Consider the following 19,413-nt stretch of genomic DNA (forward strand, 5'->3'; position numbering starts at 1 on the left):
GTTTATTCAAACAGAGTTAATCAAAACGCAGATATTAGCTAGCTTTTTGGGTTTTTTCCTCAGGCAGGGTTAAGCCTAAATGTTGCCTTAAAGCTTCCATTACCTCTTCAGCAGACTTTTGCCCAAAGTTTTTGATTTCTAACAGATCATCTTGACTATATTTAAGCAAGTCAGCCACTGTATTAATTTGAGCACGCTTCAAGCAGTTATAAGCTCTAACCGAAAGTTGAAGCTCTTCAATATGAATTTGCTTGGTTTCATCTTCTTCGTCTTGACGTAGTTCCTTAGGTGCAACTAAAGTAATTTCCTGTAAAGGTGAGAATAAACCAACCAGAATATTCGCAGCTTCACTCAAAGCCTCTTGGGGGGTAAGGCTACCATTAGTTGTAATTTCCAGAACCAGCCTATCTTTAAAGACTGTTTCACTGGCACGGGTATCCTCAACAGTATACTTAACCTTGGTTACAGGCATAAAAATAGCATCGATCTGGAGAAAATCGATAGCAGAAATTTCATCCTTACTACGACTAATTGCTCTATATCCCTTACCTCTTTCTACCTTAAACTCCATCTCTAGGACTGCACCTTCACAAAGGGTGGCAATATATTGATTGGGGTTTACTACTTCAATATCTGAGGGTAGGATAAAGTCCGCAGTAGTAACTGTCATTGGACCTCTGGCTACTAATCTACCAATTTGCGGGTCGGAACTGTAGGACTTCAAGATCACTTCTTTCATGTTGAGCAGTAAATCTAGAACATCTTCACGAACACCGGGAATAGTAGCAAATTCATGATTTACGCCTGCAATCCTAACAGCAGTAACGGCAGCACCCTCAAGATTAGATAGCAATACTCTGCGTAAGGAGTTACCAATTGTAATTGCCTGACCTCGCTCTAAAGGTTCTAAAACAAACCTACTATATTGACTGTTAGTTTTGTCTGTGTAAGACCCAATGCATTCGACTTGAAAGTTAGCCATATCTGTATTAATAAACTCAGGGAAACTAGCACATACTCACAAAATAAGTTGACATTAGATAGTTCAACAAAATTTAGTGGCTGTGTAAAAATTAAGGAAACCTAGATAATAAGCAGTTAAACTCTACGACGTTTAGGTGGTCGGCAGCCATTGTGGGGAATTGGAGTAATATCACGAATAAGTGTGATTTCTAAGCCAGTTGCTTGCAGAGCTCTAACGGCAGTTTCTCTCCCAGAGCCAGGTCCAGATACCATTACTTCGATCTGACGCATTCCTTGATCCATAGCCCGCCGAGCAGCACCTTCTGCGGCAGTTTGGGCGGCAAAAGGCGTACCCTTCTTAGCTCCTTTGAATCCACTGGAACCTGCTGATGCCCATGAAATCACATCACCACCAGTATCAGCAATAGTAATGATGGTGTTATTAAAAGTGGATTGAATATAAGCAACACCACTGGGAACATTGCGTTTTTGCTTGCGTACTCCAGTACGACGAGTTGGTTGACGAGCCATATTTATTTAATCTTATAGATTCTTGAAATGATTATTTGAAATAAACTTACAGGTACTTGAGGTTACTACTTATTTCTTACTTGGAGCTTTCTTTTTACCTGCCACAGTACGACGCACTCCTTTACGAGTACGAGCATTAGTTTTGGTTCTTTGTCCTCTGAGGGGTAAACCTAATCGGTGTCTCCTACCTCTATAGGTACCAATGTCGATCAGGCGTTTGATATTAAGCCCTTCCAGACGGCGCAAGTCACCCTCTACTTGGTAGTTTGTTTCAACTTCTTGACGCAATGAAGTGATTTCAGCATCACTGAGGTCTTTTACCCTAGTATCAGGGTTTACGTTGGTTGCTTCTAATATGGCTTGAGCACTGGGTAAACCAATGCCAAATATGTATGTCAACCCAATTTCTATGCGCTTGTCCCTAGGAAGGTCAACGCCTGCAATGCGAGCCACTAATACTTATCTCCCTTTGCTTTCATTTTTACAAGTTAAACTATTACTCTTACTTTAGCTTAAATAGCAATTTAGACTAAAATACAGCGAACTCTATAATATATGCAGAGAGTGGTATTGTGTCAACTTTATTTCAGAATTTCTTAAAATAAATTTTTCAATACCTAAAATTAATACAGTTTTTAGATAATCACAACTTAAGCTTAAATGAAGCGGCTATATTTTGGGGATAATTTGCAGGTTTTGCGGGAGAGCATTAACTCCGAAAGCGTTGATTTGGTTTATCTCGATCCACCGTTTAACTCGAATGCTGACTATAACGTGATTTTTGGTGGTCGCAAGTCGGGGGATGCACCACCACAGGCGCAGATTACAGCTTTTGAGGATACATGGCATTGGAGCGATGAGTCGGCGCGGACTTTGCAGGCTTTGTATGATGTGAATGGGGATTTGGCGGAGTTATTAGATTTGTTGGTGCGGGGATTGGGACATAATGATCTGTCGGCTTATTTGGTGATGATGGCAATTCGTTTAGTCGAGCTTCATCGTGTTCTCAAACCTACGGGAAGTCTGTATCTACACTGCGATCCAACCGCAAGCCATTATTTAAAAGTTATTTTAGATAAAATTTTTGGAATCGTAAATCATCGAAATGAGATTACATGGAAACGTCAATCAGCCCACAGTGATGCAAAGAAGAAGTTTTGTGATGTTTCGGATATCATTCTTTACTATGTGAAATCAAATAAGGCTAAATTTCAACCTCAATATGGAGAACACAATCCAGAATACATAAGTAAGTTCTATCGTCATGATGATAACGATGGCAAAGGTCTTTACCAACTTGCAGATATGGCAAGTCCCAATCCTAGACCAAATATGATGTATGAATGGTTGGGCTTTCCATACCCTGATAAAGGTTGGCGATATCAAACAGATACAATGCAGCAATTACATGATGAAGGACGCATATACTATCCAAAATTATCTGATGGAACATTTGATACAACAAAAAGACCTCGATTGAAACGCTATCTCAATGAACAAGAAGGATCAATTGTTACGAATGTTTGGGACGATATTCAACAAATTGGAACTCACGCCAAAGAACGTTTAGGATATCCAACTCAAAAACCTCTCTCACTACTAGAAAGAATTTTAAAAGCAAGTTCTAATGAAGGCGATATCGTTCTCGATCCCTTTTGTGGATGTGGCACAGCCCTTCATGCCGCCCAAAAACTAAACCGTAACTGGATTGGCATTGACATTACCCATCTCGCAATTTCCCTGATCGAAATCCGCCTCATCTCCGCATTCCCGCAAATAGAATTTGAAGTATTCGGCACACCCAAAGACTTTGCCAGCGCCCAAGACCTTGCCAGACGCGACAAATATCAATTTCAATGGTGGGCTTGCTCCCTTGTCAAAGTGCCACCCTATCAAGGCAAAAAGAAAGGTGCTGATGGAGGCATTGATGGCTTGCGCTATATTTCTGATCTTGACGAGAAAAAGCGTGACCTCAAACGCAAAATTATTGTTTCTGTCAAAGGTGGTGAAAACGTCAACGTCGCAATGATTCGTGATCTCATCGGTACAATGTCCACCAACAAAGCTGATCTTGGGTTCTTTATCACCCTTGCCGAACCTACCAAAGCCATGATCACTGAAGCAACCAAAGCAGGATTTTATCGAGCTGCCAATGGCAAAGACTACCCCCGTGTCCAAATTTTTACAATCGAAGACTTACTTTCAGGAACCAAGAAACCCGAATACCTCGATCTCAGCCTTGGAGACATTACCTTTAAACGCGCCGAAAAAGAAAGTGTAGTTATCTCTCAAACAGAATTATTTTAACTACAATAAGTTCATCCAGATTTCCATGACAACCACTACGAGCCACGCTTTCAAGCCTTGATACAATAGGAAAATACGATTTATGGAAAGCAAAGCATTACTTGAACGTATTAAAAAACTTGTATGTGCGATCGAGCCAACCGCACAAATATTTCTCTATGGCTCCCGCGCCCGCAATGATGCAAGACCAGACTCAGACTGGGATATATTGATATTAGTAGATGGTGTCGTCAATCCATCCCGACGCGATCACCTACGCCATGAAATCTATGAAATTGAATGGGAAACAGGAGAAGTAATTTGTTCGATCATCCGCAGCCGTCAAGAGTGGTACACCCCACAATTTCAACAAACTCCATTCACCCAAGCCATAGATAAAGAAGCTATTCTGCTGTAATCAATATGGGAACTCCTCCAAATGAAGCAGTTAAATATCGCTTACAACGAGCCGAAGAAGCTTACCATGATGCTCTGACGCTTGCGGAATCAGGAGGCTGGAATAGTTGCGTTAATCGCTTATATTACAGTTGTTTTTATGCAGTATCAGCCCTTCTATTGAAAGATAACCTGTCGTCACCAAAGCATACAGGCGTTCGTGGCATTTTCAATAAAGAGTATGTAAGGACTGGCATTATCTCTAAAGATCACGCAAGACTTTACAACGATCTATTTGAACGTCGGCAGGAAGCTGATTATGGCGATTTTGTTTACTTTGAAGAGTCGGAAATTTCTCCTTTACTACCTCAAGTTAAAGATTTATTGGACTCAATTACAAGGATATTAGTACAAGATTAGCGATCGCAAAACCGCTTCCAGCTCTGATAAAATAGGGGGAAACCATTACTAGGCTATTTGAACAAGTCTTTGCCGCCGCTACTAAACTCTCCCAAGAGAGACAAGACGAATTAGCAAAACTAATCCTGCAAGAAATTTTGCGACCACGGTATCAACAAGTCAATAAAGTCAATAAACCACCTGCACAATAAAGTCCCCTCCAAATATTTACAGAACTTGGTTTAGTTGAATGCGCGGATATTCTGTAGTTGTTATTTAAGAGTTTGGGATAATTGGGGTGAATAATCCCTTTTTAATTCCCTGTTAAACTATCTATAGTGAAATAGTTTTATAGGGTTAATGCTAAATTTTGTAAACCATGCCTTGCTTACAGTTACTGTAGCCGTTTTGATGCCAATTTCTGGAGCGATCGCCCAAAATGCAGGTACGGTAAATTCTCAAATCAATGCCCAAATCAAGTCAAGTCACTGGGCTCAAGTTTTTATGCAGGGGTTAATTCAACGCAACCTCATTAGTCAACCCCAAAGCCTCCAACCAGATCAAAAAGTCACCCGTGCGGAATTTGCCATTACCTTAGATCGAGCATTTCCATTTCAACCCGCTATTAGACAGGCGATCGCATTCAATGATGTTCCTTCTACTTTTTGGGCAGCGGATGCAATTCAAAGTATCTATGCTAAGGGTTTTTGGAGTAGTGATGATATACAGTTCTTTCGTCCCGAAGGGTATATGACTCGATGGGAAGCAATGGTAGCTATTGCCAATGGACTGAGCCTCAATGCTGCTTTAAATTCTAAAGTTAATTCTAAAAAAGTTGATCCCAAAGTATTTCTATTTTCTATCTATACCGATGCCGCTTCTATTCCTGCTGGAGCGATCGCTTCTATAGCGGCACTTACGGATAAACAGATTATAGTTAACTACCCTAACGTGCGCCAACTTAACCCCAATGCGGTGATTACAAGAGCCGAGTTAGCTGCTTTAGTTTACCAATCCCTAGTATATATGGGGCAGTTAGACAGGGTTAGCTCTAATTTTATTGCTAGTCGGAATAATCCTCTATTCAATGCCACCGACTTTACGGCAAAAGAAATCATTACCCATCTTAGGGTAAATCTACGGCGACGAGAGGTTGTGGTGTATCAAGGGGATAAAAAGCTGAAAACCTATCCCTTGGGTGTGGGTAGAGCAGGTTGGGACACGCCCTCAGGCTCCTATCAAGTCAAACAAATTATTCGCAGTCCCGATTGGAAAAATCCTTTTACGGGCGACGTGATTAAAGCCAATGACCCTGATAATCCCCTTGGTGGCTATTGGATCGGTTTTTGGACAAATGGCAAAGATTGGTCGGGGTTTCATGGTACCTCGCAACGGGATTCTGTCGGCAAAGCTTCTTCCCACGGCTGCCTACGGATGTATAAGGAGGATATTAAAGCTATTTTTGATAAAGTTACTCTTGCCACAGTTGTCGAAATTATCCGCTAGGCTTATTTGGCTTCCATCCAATTTTTACCGATATGAATATCCACAACTAGGGGAACAGATAACGGAATAGCCGATTCCATTACTGATTTAATTTGGGGTTGTAATTCTGTTAGTTCTTCAGGCAGAATTTCTAACACTAATTCATCATGAACTTGCAATAATAATCGAGACCTATAGTTTTTCAAAAGCTTATGCAAGCCGATCATTGCCACCTTAATAATATCGGCACTGGTACCTTGAATGGGTGCATTAACCGCCGATCGCAACATTGCCGCTTTTTGATACCCAGAGGTATATTTAAGTTCATGGAAATAACGTCTGCGTCCTAAAACAGTCGTCACAAAGCCTTGGGTTTCTGCTTCTTGTTCTACAGTTTTCATGTAAGTAAAAATCTGAGCATACTGTTTATTAAAAGCTTCAATAAATTTCTTAGCTTGGGATGCTGGAATCCCAGTTTCACGACTAAATTTTTGGGCTCCCATGCCATAGATAACGCCATAGTTAATAATTTTAGCTAAACGTCTTTCTTCACTAGTAACTTCATCTTTTTCTAACAGTAATTGCGCTGTCCGAGTATGTACATCTATACCTTGATTATATGCCTTTACTAATTCTGGTTCTTGACTAAGATGTGCTAATATTCTCAGTTCGATTTGGGAGTAATCTGCTGCTAGCATCAGCCATCCAGATTCAGGTAAAAATCCTGAGCGAATCCTGCGACTAAATGCCGTTTTGATCGGAATATTTTGTAAATTTGGATTAGAGCTACTTAGTCTACCCGTTGAGGTCACAGTTTGATTAAAGTCGGTATGCACCCGTTGGGTTTGGGGATGAATTAAGGCTGGTAAAGCATCAACATAGGTGGATTTAAGTTTAGCTAAAGTGCGATTTTCCAGAATAGTATCAATTAAGGGATCATCACCTTGAAGCTTATTTAAAACTGCCACATCTGTGGAATAACCAGTACTGCTTTTTCGTGATTTTTTAGTAAAGGTTTCTCCTAATTTCTCAATTAGAATTTCACTTAATTGTTTCGGTGAGTTCAGATTAAATTCTTTACCAACTTGTTTATAGGCTGATTTAGCGATCGCATCTAAATCTATTTCTAACTCTTGGGAAAATTGTTGTAAATATTCTCGATCAACCCTAATACCGAGCCATTCCATTTCTGCCAAAACTATTTCTAGGGGCAATTCAACTTGGTAATATAAATTTGATAGTTCAGGGACTGATACTAGTTGTTGTTTGAGAAATGGCATAATCTGCCAAGTACTATAGGCATCCATTCCGCAGTAATTAGCAACTTGAGGAATAGAGATTTCCGCAATAGATTTATGTTTGCCTAGCAGTTCTTTATAACTTTGGGGTGTAATTTGGAGATAGCGTTTAGATAATTCACTGAGTCCATGATTGGCATCGGGATCAATTACATAACTAGCAATCATCGTATCGAATACTACCCCATTAATATCAATACCTATAGATTTAAAAATTAATCGATCAAATTTCGTGTTTTGGAAAACCTTGGGGCGATCGCTACTTTCTAAGATTGGTTTAAGCTGCTCAATTACTAATTGCAAATCTAAATTTTGACCTGATAAATGGGCGATCGGAATATATGCAACATCACTAATTTGCTCGCCCCAACAGCACCCAATCCCCACAAGTTTGGCATCATGGGGGTTAAGGGCAGTAGTTTCCGTATCCCAAGCTACAGGCGAAGTTAATGACTCTAACTTGAGTTTCAACTCTTCTAATTTCTCTGGAGTATCAATAATTTGAACTTCTAGCTGGAAATTATTATTTAAGGGAGCGATTTCTGCCGTATCTACAAAATCAAACCATAGGTCTTGATCTTGATCACTTAATCTATCATTTTTAGAAGCGGAATTATTCTCTGGTAGTTTAGGCTCAATTTTTCCACCTAGTTGCACTTGAATTTTATCAATTTTGTTTATGAATGCTTTAAGTTCTAAGGTTTCTAAGAGGGGAATTAATGTATTGGTATCAAATCCCTTAAGCTCGTAGTCTAATAAATTAGGATTTATTTCTACATCTTGAATAATCTTTGCCATGAACTGTGAATGCTTAGCATCTTCAATTCCCTGTTCTAGCTTTTGTTTAACTGCACCTTTCATATTGGGAATAGAAGCTAAAATATTTTCTAAGCTGCCATATTCATCTAATAGTTTGACTGCAGTTTTTTCGCCTATACCTCGCACTCCAGAAATATTATCGGAGTTATCTCCACACAGAGCTTTATAGTCGATAATTTGATTGGGCATGACTCCTAATTTGGCTTTCACATCTTGGGCATGAAATTCAGAGATTTTATCTTTTTGTCCTAAATGTAAAACTGAAATTTTTCTTTGATCATCTATTAATTGAAATAAATCCTGATCACCGCTTAAAATTTTGACTCCATAACCAGAATTAGCAGCAATTTGACTTAAGGTTCCCAGAATATCATCAGCTTCATAGCCTTCTTTAACTATAGTTTTAATATTCATTGCCTCTAAAATTTGCTGTAAATTGATTAAGTCTGGAATAAAATTTTCTGGAGTTTCTTTGCGACCTGCTTTGTAATTTACATCGGCATCATGACGAAAAGTGGGAGTAGCCAAATCGAAAGCGATCGCGACGGCTGTAGGTTTTTCTTTTTGTAAAATATCTAGTAAAGATTTTAAAAAACCGTAACAAATGCTAGTAGGAATACCTGTAGAAGTGCAAAGCCCTCCATCCTGTTTATAGGCAAAGGCATAGAAAGAACGAAATGCTAGGGAATGTCCATCTACTAATAATAAAGTGGGTAATAGACTGGGAGTAGATATGGATGACATATTAATTTATTGGTTTTGTTAATTTTAATGCAGGTTTACAGCCTATTGAGGGATAGAGGAACACATTACAGGCGGTAATATTGCGAAACAGACTAAGAGCTTATATTTTAAGCCCTAATATTTCCAGTAAAGTACAATCCCCGAAATTGAGTCGAAACTATAACAAATCATTGAACAAACGCTAAAATCTACATCTTTAGACTAACAATAGATATAGACTAAAGTACGTTTTTCCGTGGGTTGAGTAACTAAAATGCTGAATAAACTACCTAGGGATACAGAAAATAAGCAACTAGCTCGTCCCATCAGTCCCAAGAAATTATATTTCGGTCTAGCGATCGCAGTATTGGTCATAATGAGCGGAGGTATATGGGCTTTGCAATGGTTTGGCAAACAAATTAAGGCTACTACTACGGAAAATCTTTTAGCGATCGCCGAGTTAAAAGCTAAACAGGTAAATGTATTGCTGCGTGAGCGTAAATCTGATGCTGCTATTTTTGCGGCAAGACCAGCCGTGGGAATTACCCTGAAGTCGATTGAAACTGGCATTACAAATAGTGACTCACAGCGACAACTTAAGTTCTTGGAAGCAGGTGCAAACTCAACCATAGTGCAGTATGGCTATCGTAAAATCTTCTTGATTGATCGCAAGGGTAAAGTGGTGTGGCAATCTGGACAGCCTGAAAGTTTATCCAAATTGGTGGAAACTACCTTTCAAGAAAAGATCAAAGCATCATTATTCTCAGAGAAACCCCAAGTAGTTGATTTACATTGGCAAGAGACTAAAACTGGCAAGATCGTAACCTATGGCATCCTTGCTCCTGTCTTTGACTCTTTACGGGGTAGCAATGACTTAATTGGGGCAGTTTATTTACAAGCAGACCCCTATAGATTTCTTTTCCCCTTAGTAACCGAACTGTCCAACTCCAGTTCCACAACTGAAACCATGCTGGCGAGAAGAGAAGGAGCTATTGTTAGATATCTCAATCCTCTGCGATTTGACAATTATGGGGCAATGGAACTCACAAAATCTATTGATCAGACTGAATTTTTAACAGTACAAGCTATTCAAACTTCCCAATTCTTGGGTAAAGCTAAGGACTATAGGAATACGGAGGTGCTTGGGGCATCAGTCAAGATTAAAGATACACCTTGGGTAATGATCGCCAAGATTGATGTAGCAGAGTCTGATGCACCTTTAGAAAAATTGGCGGTGACGATCTATAGCCTCATGATTTTATTGATCGGAGTTATCTTTTATATTGTTTATCAGATTAGGCGATCGGGGGAATTAGAACTACAAGCATCTGAACAAAAAGGAGCAGCAGAAAAGATTTTAATTGCTAGTGACCATGCTAAACGCTATCTGACCGCAGTTAAAACCTCCATTGATGGCTATGCTATGCTCGATCGCCTTGGCAAATTTATTGAAGTTAATGATGCGCTTTCGGATATTACAGGTTACAGTACCGATGAATTGTTAAAGCTTACTATTTTTGATTTAGTAGATCGTCCAGACTTTGATCTAGAAGGCTTTATCTCTAATTTGGTCAATACTAAAACCATCAGATTAAACCAACAATGGCAGCAAAAAAATGGCGATTCAATTAATGTCAAAATCAATATTTCTTATCTGAAAATTTCTGATCTAGAACCAAAGGCGGGGCAGTTCTTTCTATTCGTGCAGGATATTACCGAGCAGCTTAAGCTCCAGTACCAGCTAGAACGGGCTAATCAACTCCATACATTTTTAAGTCGTGCCAATGAAGCGATCGTGCGGATTCGTGAACCTAAGGAGCTATTGGCTCAAATCTGTCAAATTGCCTCTGAGTATGGGAAGTTTCGACTGGCTTGGGTTGGGATTGCTGATCCTGAAACACAAATAGTAGAAGTAGCCGCAGCAGCAGGGGAGGCGATCGACTATATTCACGGAATTCCCATTTCCATCGATCCAAATCTGCCCATTGCCCAAGGACCCACAGGTATAGCCATCAGAGAAAAACGCATTGTTGTAATTAATGACTATGCTTCCGATCCCACAACTACACCTTGGCAACCCAGAGCCAAAATTCACGAAATTAACGGCAGTGCTACTTTTCCCTTAGAAGTCAATGATCAAGTTCTAGGCGCAATCATGTTCTATGCTGCTGAAAAAGACTTTTTTACCGATGAGGTCGTAAATTTACTCATTGAATTAACGGAAGATGTTCGCCTTGCCCTGCGATTAGCTGATTCTGAGAAAAAGCGTACTACCGCAGAACAAGAAATGCGAGAATATGCCTTTCTGTTTAAGTCCCAATTTGATGCAGGTTTACTGGGTATTGCTATTAGCTCAGTTGATAAAAAATGGGTACGGGCTAATTCTAAACTATGCGAAATGTTGGGCTATAGCGAAGCAGAACTATACCAAATGTCATGGATGGAAATGACTTTCCCCGATGATCTGCCTCTAAACCTTGATAAGTTTCAACGCTTGATTAATGGTGAAATTGATGGCTATGAGCTTGAGAAAAGATTTATCCGCAAAGATGGTTCTCTCCTCTATACAATTTTGAATGTGTCCTGTTACCGAGATGAGAGTAATTCTGTTCAATATTTAATTTCCTCTCTTCAAGATGTGACTTCCCGTAAATTAGCAGAAATTGCCGTGTTAGAAAGTGAAGAACGGTTTCGCTTGGCAATTATTAATGCTCCATTTCCCATCATTTTATATTCAGGCGATTACAAACCCTTGCAAATTAATCGAGCTTGGATTAACCAATTGGGATATAGCGATCGCGACATTACCGAAATTACAGCTTGGACAGATGAATTTTGCCAAAACTATTTACCCGCCCTGAAACCAACTAATGACCATTTAATCAGTGATGATAGTCACCCCAATGCCCACGAAATTGAGATTTTTGCTCAGGATGGTTCTAGTAAAGTTTGGCAATTTGACTCGGCTCGACTGACAAGTACAAACCAATTTCATACTACAGCTCCCAAACAAGTAATTATCGGGATCGCAATGGATATTACCGATCGCAAAGCGAATTTACTAGCATTAGAACAGGCAAAGCAACAGGCAGAAGCTGCAAACCAAGCCAAAAGTACTTTTCTAGCAAACATGAGCCATGAATTACGAACTCCCCTCAATGGCATCTTGGGTTATGCTCAAATTTTTATCAATGATCCAGATTTAAGTGAAGATCACAAGCAAGGATTAGAAATAATTTATCAGTGTGGCAATCATCTCCTCGGACTGATTTCCGAAATTCTTGATCTAGCCAAAATTGAGGCTCATAGGTTAGAGCTAGTTTTAAGTGAAGTTGACTTGGCTCAGTTTTTATTAGGAGTGGTGCAAATATGTGAATTTAAGGCTGAGGAAAAAAATCTAATTTTCCAGTATGAACCTGCAACCAACTTACCCGCACGAGTGGTGATCGATGAACAGCGTTTACGGCAAATATTACTAAATCTGTTGGGTAATGCCATCAAGTTTACCGATCAGGGTACTGTGACTTTGCGAGTGGAACCAATTTCACCCAATTCAGAAAGTGAGGATACCCAATTAACTAAAATCCATAAAATTCGGTTTGCGATCGCTGACACAGGTAGAGGTATTGATCCTAAAAATCTCCAACAAATATTTATTCCCTTTGAGCAGGTGGGCGATCGGCGCAGTCGTCCTGAAGGTACAGGGCTAGGACTGGCAATTTCCCAAAAATTAGTAGCAATGATGGGTAGTACCATTCAAGTTACAACGGAGTTAAATCGAGGTAGCTGCTTTTGGTTTGATCTAGACCTACGCCAAGGCAGAGCAATAGAGCCACAAACTCTGATCGACAAGCCTAAAAATTGCCAACCCATTAGCGGCTACGAAGGTCGCAGGTTGACTATTTTAGTGGTCGATGATCGATTAGTTAATCGGTTAGTCTTAAAACGCTTACTTGAACCCTTAGGTTTTACGATCCTAGAGGCAGAAAATGGTAATCAGGGCATAATCATGGCGCAAACCTCCCCCATTGATGCGATTATTGCCGACTTAGTAATGCCTGAACTAGATGGCTGGGAAATGACACGCAGATTAAGAACAATCCCAGAATTTCAAAATATGCCCATCCTTGCCCTGTCTGCCAGTGTTACAGAGTCAGAGAAAATTAAAAGCCTTGAGGTAGGTTTCAATGATTTTCTGCATAAACCCATCAACTCAAATTTACTTTTAGAAAAGCTCCAAACCTATCTACACCTCACATGGCTGTGTAATGAAGGTAATCAAGAAGTAATCGTAAAAAATACAAATACTCCGAAACTAAGCGATCGCCTAATTATTCCCACCGAAGTAGAACTAGAATCAATCCGAGCCGCCTTAGAAGTTGGTGATTTTCATACAATTAAACAGGAAGCTCAACGCCTCAAGCAATTGAACTCAGAGTACGAGCAATTCTCTGCTAAATTAACAATACTGGCACAATCCTTTGATGAGAAAGGAATTCTAGACATAATTTCTTCAAATATTCTCAAAAATACCCCTGAAAACATAGCAACGGCTAATCCAGAGCAAAAATCATGAATCCTATTAAGCCAGCCGTAATTTTCATAGTAGAAGATAACCCTGATAATATTCGAGTGCTGGTGCGTGTCTTAGAATCGGCTGGATATAAGACTTTAGTAGCAATGGATGGGACTAGTGGCATTCAGAAAATCACTAAGGCAATGCCCGATTTAATTCTCTTAGATATTATGATGCCGGGGATAGATGGGTTTGAGACCTGTAAACTGCTTAAACAGTCGCTAATTACCCAGGATATTCCGATTATCTTTATGACTGCTCTAGCAAGTGTGGCAGATAAAGTCAAAGGATTAAGCCTAGGGGCTGTTGACTACATCACTAAACCATTTCAACAGGAAGAAGTCATAGCCAGAATTGAATTACACATTAAGCTGCGTCAACTAGCTCAAACCCTTGCCCTCCAAAATCAACAACTGAAACTAGAAATCAGCCGCCGTGAAAAAGTAGAAGAAAGCTTACAAATTCTCTCCAAAGCTACAGAGCAAAGCCCCGCTTCCATTGTCATTACCAATGTCTATGGCGAAATTGAGTATGTTAATCCTAAATTTGAAGAATTAACAGGTTATACTCTCGCGGAAGTAAAGGGAGCTAATTCACGCATCCTTAAAACTGGTTTTACCTCACCAGAGTCATATCAGGATATGTGGCAAAGTATTTCTAATGGCGAAGATTGGCATGGGGAATTTCAAAATAGGAAAAAAAATGGGGAGCTATATTGGGAGTACGCCTCGATTTCCGCAATTAAAAATATTAGAGGAGAAATCACCCACTATGTTGCTGTCAAAGAAGATATTACCCAACGTAAATTAGCACAACAGTCATTACTTCAGCTTAATCAAGAGCTAGAAGATATGGTCACAAAAAGAACATCTGCCCTCCAACAAAGCGAGCAGCATTTAAAGCAAATTAATGAACAGTTAATGCTTAGTAATTTAGATTTAGCTCGGGCTACTCGACTCAAAGATGAATTTCTGGCGAATATGAGCCATGAATTACGCACACCTTTAAATGCGGTATTAGGGCTATCTGAAGCTTTGCAGGAAGAACTATTCGGTGAATTAAACGATCGCCAAAAGAAATCCCTAGCCATCATTGAAAATAGTGGCGAACATTTACTACGGCTGATTAATGATATTCTCGACTTGGCAAAAATTGAGTCGGGCAAGCTGGAGTTACATATTGGCGAGGCTTCTGTCCAGAGTCTTTGCCATGATAGTGTTACCTTTATTCAGCAAATCGCCTTAAGCAAAAATATTAAGGTATCTATCCTGATTAGCGATCGATTTAAAGATGAAAAAAATTTTAAGATTCAAGTAGATGAGTTACGAGTGCGTCAGGCATTAATTAATCTACTTTCTAATGCTGTCAAATTTACACCCGAAGGCGGAAATATTAGCTTAGAGATTACAGAAGAAGTCACTGATGATCAGGAAGATCAAAAGGAAGTATCCTATATTTGTTTTGCTGTGCGAGATAATGGCATCGGCATTGCCCCCAAAGATGTTAAGCAACTTTTTCAGCCGTTCATCCAAATTGATAGTGCTTTAAATCGTCAATATAATGGCACAGGTTTGGGGCTGGCTTTAGTTAAAAATATTGCCCAGTTACATGGTGGTACTGTTAATGTAGAAAGCGAATTGGACAAAGGTAGCTGTTTTACAATGAGGCTACCCTGTAGGCAGGTTGATAAAATTAGCCCTGCGACCACAAATATTCCCGCTTCTAATCAAGAACAGCCCTCAAGTTTACAAATGGCTCCGTTCAAAATTCTCATTGCCGAAGATAATCAAGCTAACATAGATAGCCTCTGGGACTATTTAGAAAGTAAAGGCTATATTCTATCCGTAGCCCATGACGGACAAGAAGCGATAGATGTGGCTCTTAGTGATCATCCAGATATTATTTTGATGGATATTCAAATGCCTAAAATGGATGGCTTAACCGCAATTACTCAAATTCGAGCTAATCCAGTTACAGCTAATATTCCGATCATTGCCCTTACTGCTCTTGCCATGAGTGGCGATCGGGAAAAATGCCTAGGGGCTGGTGCTGATGAGTATTTAAGTAAACCCGTTAAACTCAAGCAGTTAGTAAGTATCATTCAAAAATTATTAGCTGCGGCGATCGCCCAACGATTAGAAAACTGATTTGGATTTTGTGGTTTTAAAAACTAGCACATAACAATTACTAAGAAATTAACAACCTGCCTACCAAACTTGTACGGTAAAGCGAACAAAACATTGATGTATAGCCGATCTTTGTGCTAGAGCTATTCCCTCTAATATGATTCCAGACCAGTTACAAGTCTTAATTCAAGCCTTATTAATATGCAGCCTACTCAAAACCAATTCACCGAAAAAGCTTGGGAAGCGATCGTGCGGACTCCAGAAATGTCCAAAGCTGCCCAGCAACAACAGATTGAAAGTGAACATTTAATGAAGTCTTTATTAGAAGAGGAAGGTTTAGCAACCAGTATTTTTAATAAGGCAAATGTCAGTGTGGAAAAACTGCGCGATCGCACTGAAGAATTTATCAATCGTCAACCGAAGGTAACAGGAAGTAATGCTGCCTCTGGCTATCTAGGTCGGAGTATGGATACCTTGCTGGATCGGGCAGAATTGGCACGAAAATCCTTTAATGATGACTTTATTTCCATTGAGCATTTAGTTTTGGCATTTGCTAAGGACGATCGCTTTGGGAAAACATTACTCCAAGAATTTAGCTTAGATGAGGCTAAACTGCGTAAAATCATTGAGCAAATTCGCGGTAATCAAAAAGTGACTGATCAAACGCCAGAGAATAAATATGAGGCTTTAACTAAATATGGCAGAGACCTAACGGAATGGGCAAGGCAGGGCAAGCTTGATCCAGTAATTGGTCGAGATGAGGAAATTCGCCGCACCATTCAAATTTTATCCCGCCGCACTAAAAATAATCCTGTATTAATCGGCGAACCGGGTGTGGGTAAAACTGCGATCGCCGAAGGTTTAGCCCAGAGGATTTTAAGTGGAGATGTCCCTGAATCTTTGCGTGATCGGAAGCTAATTGCCCTAGATATGGGAGCATTGATTGCAGGGGCAAAATATCGAGGTGAGTTTGAAGAGAGGCTAAAGGCTGTTCTCAAGGAAGTGATGGAATCCCAAGGACGAATCGTGCTGTTCATCGATGAAATTCATACCGTAGTCGGTGCAGGTGCAACCCAAGGAGCCATGGATGCCAGCAATCTCTTAAAACCAATGCTTGCCAGAGGAGAACTGCGTTGTATTGGTGCCACCACCTTGGATGAATATCGCAAATATATTGAAAAGGATGCAGCTTTGGAGCGACGATTCCAGCAAGTTTTTGTTGATCAACCTTCCGTAGAGGATACAGTTTCTATTTTGCGAGGCTTAAAGGAACGCTACGAACTCCATCATGGGGTCAGAATTGCTGATAATGCCCTGATTGCGGCTGCGACTTTATCCACTCGTTATATTAGCGATCGCTTTTTACCCGATAAAGCCATTGACCTGATGGATGAAGCTGCTGCCAAGCTCAAAATGGAAATCACTTCTAAACCTGAAGAATTAGATGAAATTGATCGCAAAATTCTGCAACTGGAAATGGAGCGTCTATCCTTAAAAAAGGAAACCGATGCTGATTCTAAAGAACGTGTGGAAAAATTAGTTAAAGAACTAGCAGAACTAAAATCTGAACAAGTTACCCTGACGGCAAAATGGCAATCGGAAAAGCAAATTATTGATAACGTGCGTCGATGCAAAGAAGAAATCGAACGGGTAAATCTGGAAATCCAACAGGCTGAACGGGATTACGATCTGGAAAAAGCAGCAAAATTGAAATATGGCAAGCTCACCGATCTACAAAGGGAACTACAAAAGGCAGAAGAACGCATTAATGAAACCCACACCGTCTCTAGTCGTCCCATGCTCAGGGAAGAAGTCACAGAAGAAGATATTGCCGAAATTATTTCTAAATGGACAGGCATTCCCGTCCTAAAGCTGGTGGAATCAGAAAAGGCAAAGCTGCTATACCTAGAGGATGAACTCCATGAACGGGTAATTGGACAGAGCCAAGCTGTAACTGCGGTTAGTGATGCCATTCAGCGATCGCGCGCAGGATTATCCGATCCCAATCGTCCCATCGCTAGTTTTATTTTCCTTGGTCCTACAGGCGTGGGTAAAACTGAACTTGCTAAGGCTCTAGCCAACTATCTGTTTGATACCGAAGAGGCAATGGTGCGGATTGATATGTCTGAGTATATGGAAAAACATTCCGTTTCTCGACTTGTGGGCGCACCTCCGGGCTATGTGGGCTATGACGAAGGAGGACAGTTAACCGAGGCAATCCGTCGCCGTCCCTATGCTGTGATTCTATTTGATGAAATTGAAAAGGCACATCCCGATGTTTTTAATATCATGTTGCAAATCCTTGATGATGGACGAGTGACAGATTCCCAAGGGCGCACTGTGGATTTTAAGAATGCCATTATTATTATGACCAGTAACATTGGTTCTCAATATATTTTAGATATCGGTGGAGATGATTCTAAGTATGAAATCATGCGCGATCGGGTGATGGAATCTATGCGTTCCAGTTTCCGTCCAGAGTTTTTAAATCGGATTGACGAGATTATTATTTTCCATTCTCTGCGCCGCGAAGAACTCCGCCAAATTGTCAAACTTCAAGTACAACGCCTAGAACAACGTTTATCTGAACGTAAAATGTCTTTGCATCTATCGGAATCCGCCCTAGATTTTGTAGCAGAAGTTGGTTACGATCCTGTCTATGGTGCGAGACCACTAAAACGGGTAATTCAACGTCAACTGGAAACCCAAATTGCTAAGTCCATTCTCCGTGGTGATTTTATCGATGGCGATCATATCTTTGTCGATGTGGAAAACGAACGTTTATCTTTTACTAAAAAGAAGCTAGATTAATTAAACTACTAGGAATTACCTATGACCTACCTCGACACGGCTGCCCAGTTTTATGCGGAAGCGGCGGAAACTCCGCAAGTTGGCTTGTGCTGTATTAGTACGCCACCCCTGCAATTTCCCGATCTTAGAATTCCACAGATCATGCAGGAAATGAATTATGGCTGTGGCACAACTATTCACCCTACGGAACTAACTGGTGCGCCCACGGTGCTGTATATCGGGGTAGGCGGAGGGTTAGAAGCTTTACAATTTGCCTATTTCTGTCGCCGTTCTGGTGCAGTAATTGCCGTTGATCCAGTGGCGGAAATGCGTAATGCTGCTAGTCGTAATCTCCAAGTGGCTGCCCAAGAAAACCCGTGGTTTAAGCTAGATTTTGTCAAAATTTTAGAGGGTAATGCTTTTTCTCTGCCCATACCCGATGCTTCTGTGGATGTGGTAGCTCAGAATTGCTTATTTAATATCTTTGAGGCTGCGGATTTGGATCAGGCATTAGCGGAAGCCTATCGAGTCCTTAAACCCAATGGCAGGCTAATTATGAGCGATCCGATCGCCACGAGACCTATTCCCATCCATTTGCAGGCTGACGAAAGACTAAGGGCAATGTGCTTATCGGGAGCAATGACCTACGACCAATATACCCAACATCTGGTTAAGGCGGGGTTTGGGCAGGTGGAAGTTCGAGCTAAACGTCCCTATCGTCTGCTTGATGCCCATAGTTTTAACCTAGAGCAACCACTGTTACTTGAAAGCTTAGATACGGTTTCCTATAAAGTTGCGATCGCTCAGGATGGAGCCTGTATTTTTACGGGTAAGACTGCGATTTATCATGGTCAGCAGGAGTTTCTCGATGATCGGGCGGGGCATATTCTGTTTCGGGGTAATCCTCTGGCTGTATGTGATAAAACCGCAAATAAGCTAAGCTTACAATTCCCCCAAGAAGTCATAATTACGGATTCGACTTGGCACTATAACGGCGGTGGCTGCTGCTAAATTTGGAAAA

General features: G+C 40.5%; 12 protein-coding genes. 8 read left to right on the forward strand and 4 right to left on the reverse strand.

The window, feature by feature from the left end; translation table 11 throughout:
* Nucleotides 1-34: 34 nt before the first annotated feature.
* The 3 genes from SYN7502_RS08915 to rpsM form a co-directional block, all read right to left on the reverse strand.
* Nucleotides 35-982 (reverse strand): DNA-directed RNA polymerase subunit alpha, encoded by a 948-nt coding sequence (locus SYN7502_RS08915; RefSeq protein WP_015168509.1) that lies wholly within the window; start codon nucleotides 980-982, stop codon nucleotides 35-37.
* A 116-nt stretch (nucleotides 983-1,098) separates the two neighbouring features.
* A complete protein-coding gene (gene rpsK, locus SYN7502_RS08920; RefSeq protein ID WP_015168510.1) occupies nucleotides 1,099-1,494 on the reverse strand; it encodes a 30S ribosomal protein S11 in 396 nt (131 codons plus the stop codon).
* 69 nt (nucleotides 1,495-1,563) lie between these two features.
* Complete coding sequence (gene rpsM, locus SYN7502_RS08925) at nucleotides 1,564-1,947, reverse strand: 30S ribosomal protein S13 (protein WP_015168511.1); 384 nt, start codon at nucleotides 1,945-1,947, stop codon at nucleotides 1,564-1,566.
* 207 nt (nucleotides 1,948-2,154) lie between these two features.
* Between rpsM and SYN7502_RS08930 the strand changes: the two genes are divergently transcribed.
* The 4 genes from SYN7502_RS08930 to SYN7502_RS19345 all read left to right on the forward strand — a co-directional run bounded on the left by SYN7502_RS08930 (nucleotide 2,155) and on the right by SYN7502_RS19345 (nucleotide 6,081).
* The gene (locus tag SYN7502_RS08930; protein ID WP_015168512.1) at nucleotides 2,155-3,801 is read left to right on the forward strand and encodes a site-specific DNA-methyltransferase; all 1,647 of its coding nucleotides are present in this window, start codon (nucleotides 2,155-2,157) and stop codon (nucleotides 3,799-3,801) included.
* Nucleotides 3,802-3,883: 82 nt separating this feature from the next.
* Nucleotides 3,884-4,198, forward strand: coding sequence for a nucleotidyltransferase domain-containing protein (locus SYN7502_RS08935; RefSeq protein ID WP_015168513.1), 315 nt, complete (start codon nucleotides 3,884-3,886; stop codon nucleotides 4,196-4,198).
* Nucleotides 4,199-4,203: 5 nt separating this feature from the next.
* A complete protein-coding gene (locus SYN7502_RS08940) occupies nucleotides 4,204-4,596 on the forward strand; it encodes a HEPN domain-containing protein (protein WP_015168514.1) in 393 nt (130 codons plus the stop codon).
* Between the two features lie 339 nt (nucleotides 4,597-4,935).
* A complete protein-coding gene (locus SYN7502_RS19345) occupies nucleotides 4,936-6,081 on the forward strand; it encodes a L,D-transpeptidase family protein (RefSeq protein WP_015168515.1) in 1,146 nt (381 codons plus the stop codon).
* A gap of 2 nt (nucleotides 6,082-6,083) precedes the next feature.
* Here the strand turns inward: SYN7502_RS19345 and polA are convergent, their stop codons facing one another.
* Nucleotides 6,084-8,921 (reverse strand): DNA polymerase I, encoded by a 2,838-nt coding sequence (gene polA / locus SYN7502_RS08950; protein ID WP_015168516.1) that lies wholly within the window; start codon nucleotides 8,919-8,921, stop codon nucleotides 6,084-6,086.
* Nucleotides 8,922-9,174: 253 nt separating this feature from the next.
* On the opposite strand from polA, the gene SYN7502_RS18275 reads away from it, so the two are divergent.
* From SYN7502_RS18275 to arsM, 4 genes are all read left to right on the forward strand, one after another.
* Nucleotides 9,175-13,476: a PAS domain S-box protein gene (locus SYN7502_RS18275; RefSeq protein ID WP_015168517.1), complete on the forward strand. Its 4,302-nt coding sequence runs from the start codon at nucleotides 9,175-9,177 to the stop codon at nucleotides 13,474-13,476.
* Nucleotides 13,473-15,623, forward strand: coding sequence for a response regulator (locus SYN7502_RS18280; RefSeq protein WP_015168518.1), 2,151 nt, complete (start codon nucleotides 13,473-13,475; stop codon nucleotides 15,621-15,623). The genes SYN7502_RS18275 and SYN7502_RS18280 overlap by 4 nt, the downstream gene beginning before the upstream one ends.
* A gap of 180 nt (nucleotides 15,624-15,803) precedes the next feature.
* A complete protein-coding gene (gene clpB, locus SYN7502_RS08965; RefSeq protein WP_015168519.1) occupies nucleotides 15,804-18,413 on the forward strand; it encodes an ATP-dependent chaperone ClpB in 2,610 nt (869 codons plus the stop codon).
* A gap of 21 nt (nucleotides 18,414-18,434) precedes the next feature.
* On the forward strand, nucleotides 18,435-19,403 hold the full coding sequence (arsM, locus tag SYN7502_RS08970) for an arsenosugar biosynthesis arsenite methyltransferase ArsM (RefSeq protein ID WP_015168520.1): 969 nt from the start codon (nucleotides 18,435-18,437) through the stop codon (nucleotides 19,401-19,403).
* The last annotated feature ends 10 nt before the right edge of the window (nucleotides 19,404-19,413 follow it).

Origin of the sequence: Synechococcus sp. PCC 7502 (assembly GCF_000317085.1) — a bacterium.
Lineage (GTDB): Bacteria > Cyanobacteriota > Cyanobacteriia > Pseudanabaenales > Pseudanabaenaceae > PCC-7502.

Coding starts and splice junctions, on each gene's coding strand:
- SYN7502_RS08915 (WP_015168509.1), bottom strand. CDS start 982: ATGGCTAACTTTCAAGTCGAATGCATTGGGTCTTACACAGACAAAACT.
- rpsK (WP_015168510.1), bottom strand. CDS start 1,494: ATGGCTCGTCAACCAACTCGTCGTACTGGAGTACGCAAGCAAAAACGC.
- SYN7502_RS08930 (WP_015168512.1), top strand. CDS start 2,155: ATGAAGCGGCTATATTTTGGGGATAATTTGCAGGTTTTGCGGGAGAGC.
- SYN7502_RS08935 (WP_015168513.1), top strand. CDS start 3,884: ATGGAAAGCAAAGCATTACTTGAACGTATTAAAAAACTTGTATGTGCG.
- SYN7502_RS08940 (WP_015168514.1), top strand. CDS start 4,204: ATGGGAACTCCTCCAAATGAAGCAGTTAAATATCGCTTACAACGAGCC.
- SYN7502_RS19345 (WP_015168515.1), top strand. CDS start 4,936: ATGCTAAATTTTGTAAACCATGCCTTGCTTACAGTTACTGTAGCCGTT.
- polA (WP_015168516.1), bottom strand. CDS start 8,921: ATGTCATCCATATCTACTCCCAGTCTATTACCCACTTTATTATTAGTA.
- SYN7502_RS18275 (WP_015168517.1), top strand. CDS start 9,175: ATGCTGAATAAACTACCTAGGGATACAGAAAATAAGCAACTAGCTCGT.
- SYN7502_RS18280 (WP_015168518.1), top strand. CDS start 13,473: ATGAATCCTATTAAGCCAGCCGTAATTTTCATAGTAGAAGATAACCCT.
- clpB (WP_015168519.1), top strand. CDS start 15,804: ATGCAGCCTACTCAAAACCAATTCACCGAAAAAGCTTGGGAAGCGATC.
- arsM (WP_015168520.1), top strand. CDS start 18,435: ATGACCTACCTCGACACGGCTGCCCAGTTTTATGCGGAAGCGGCGGAA.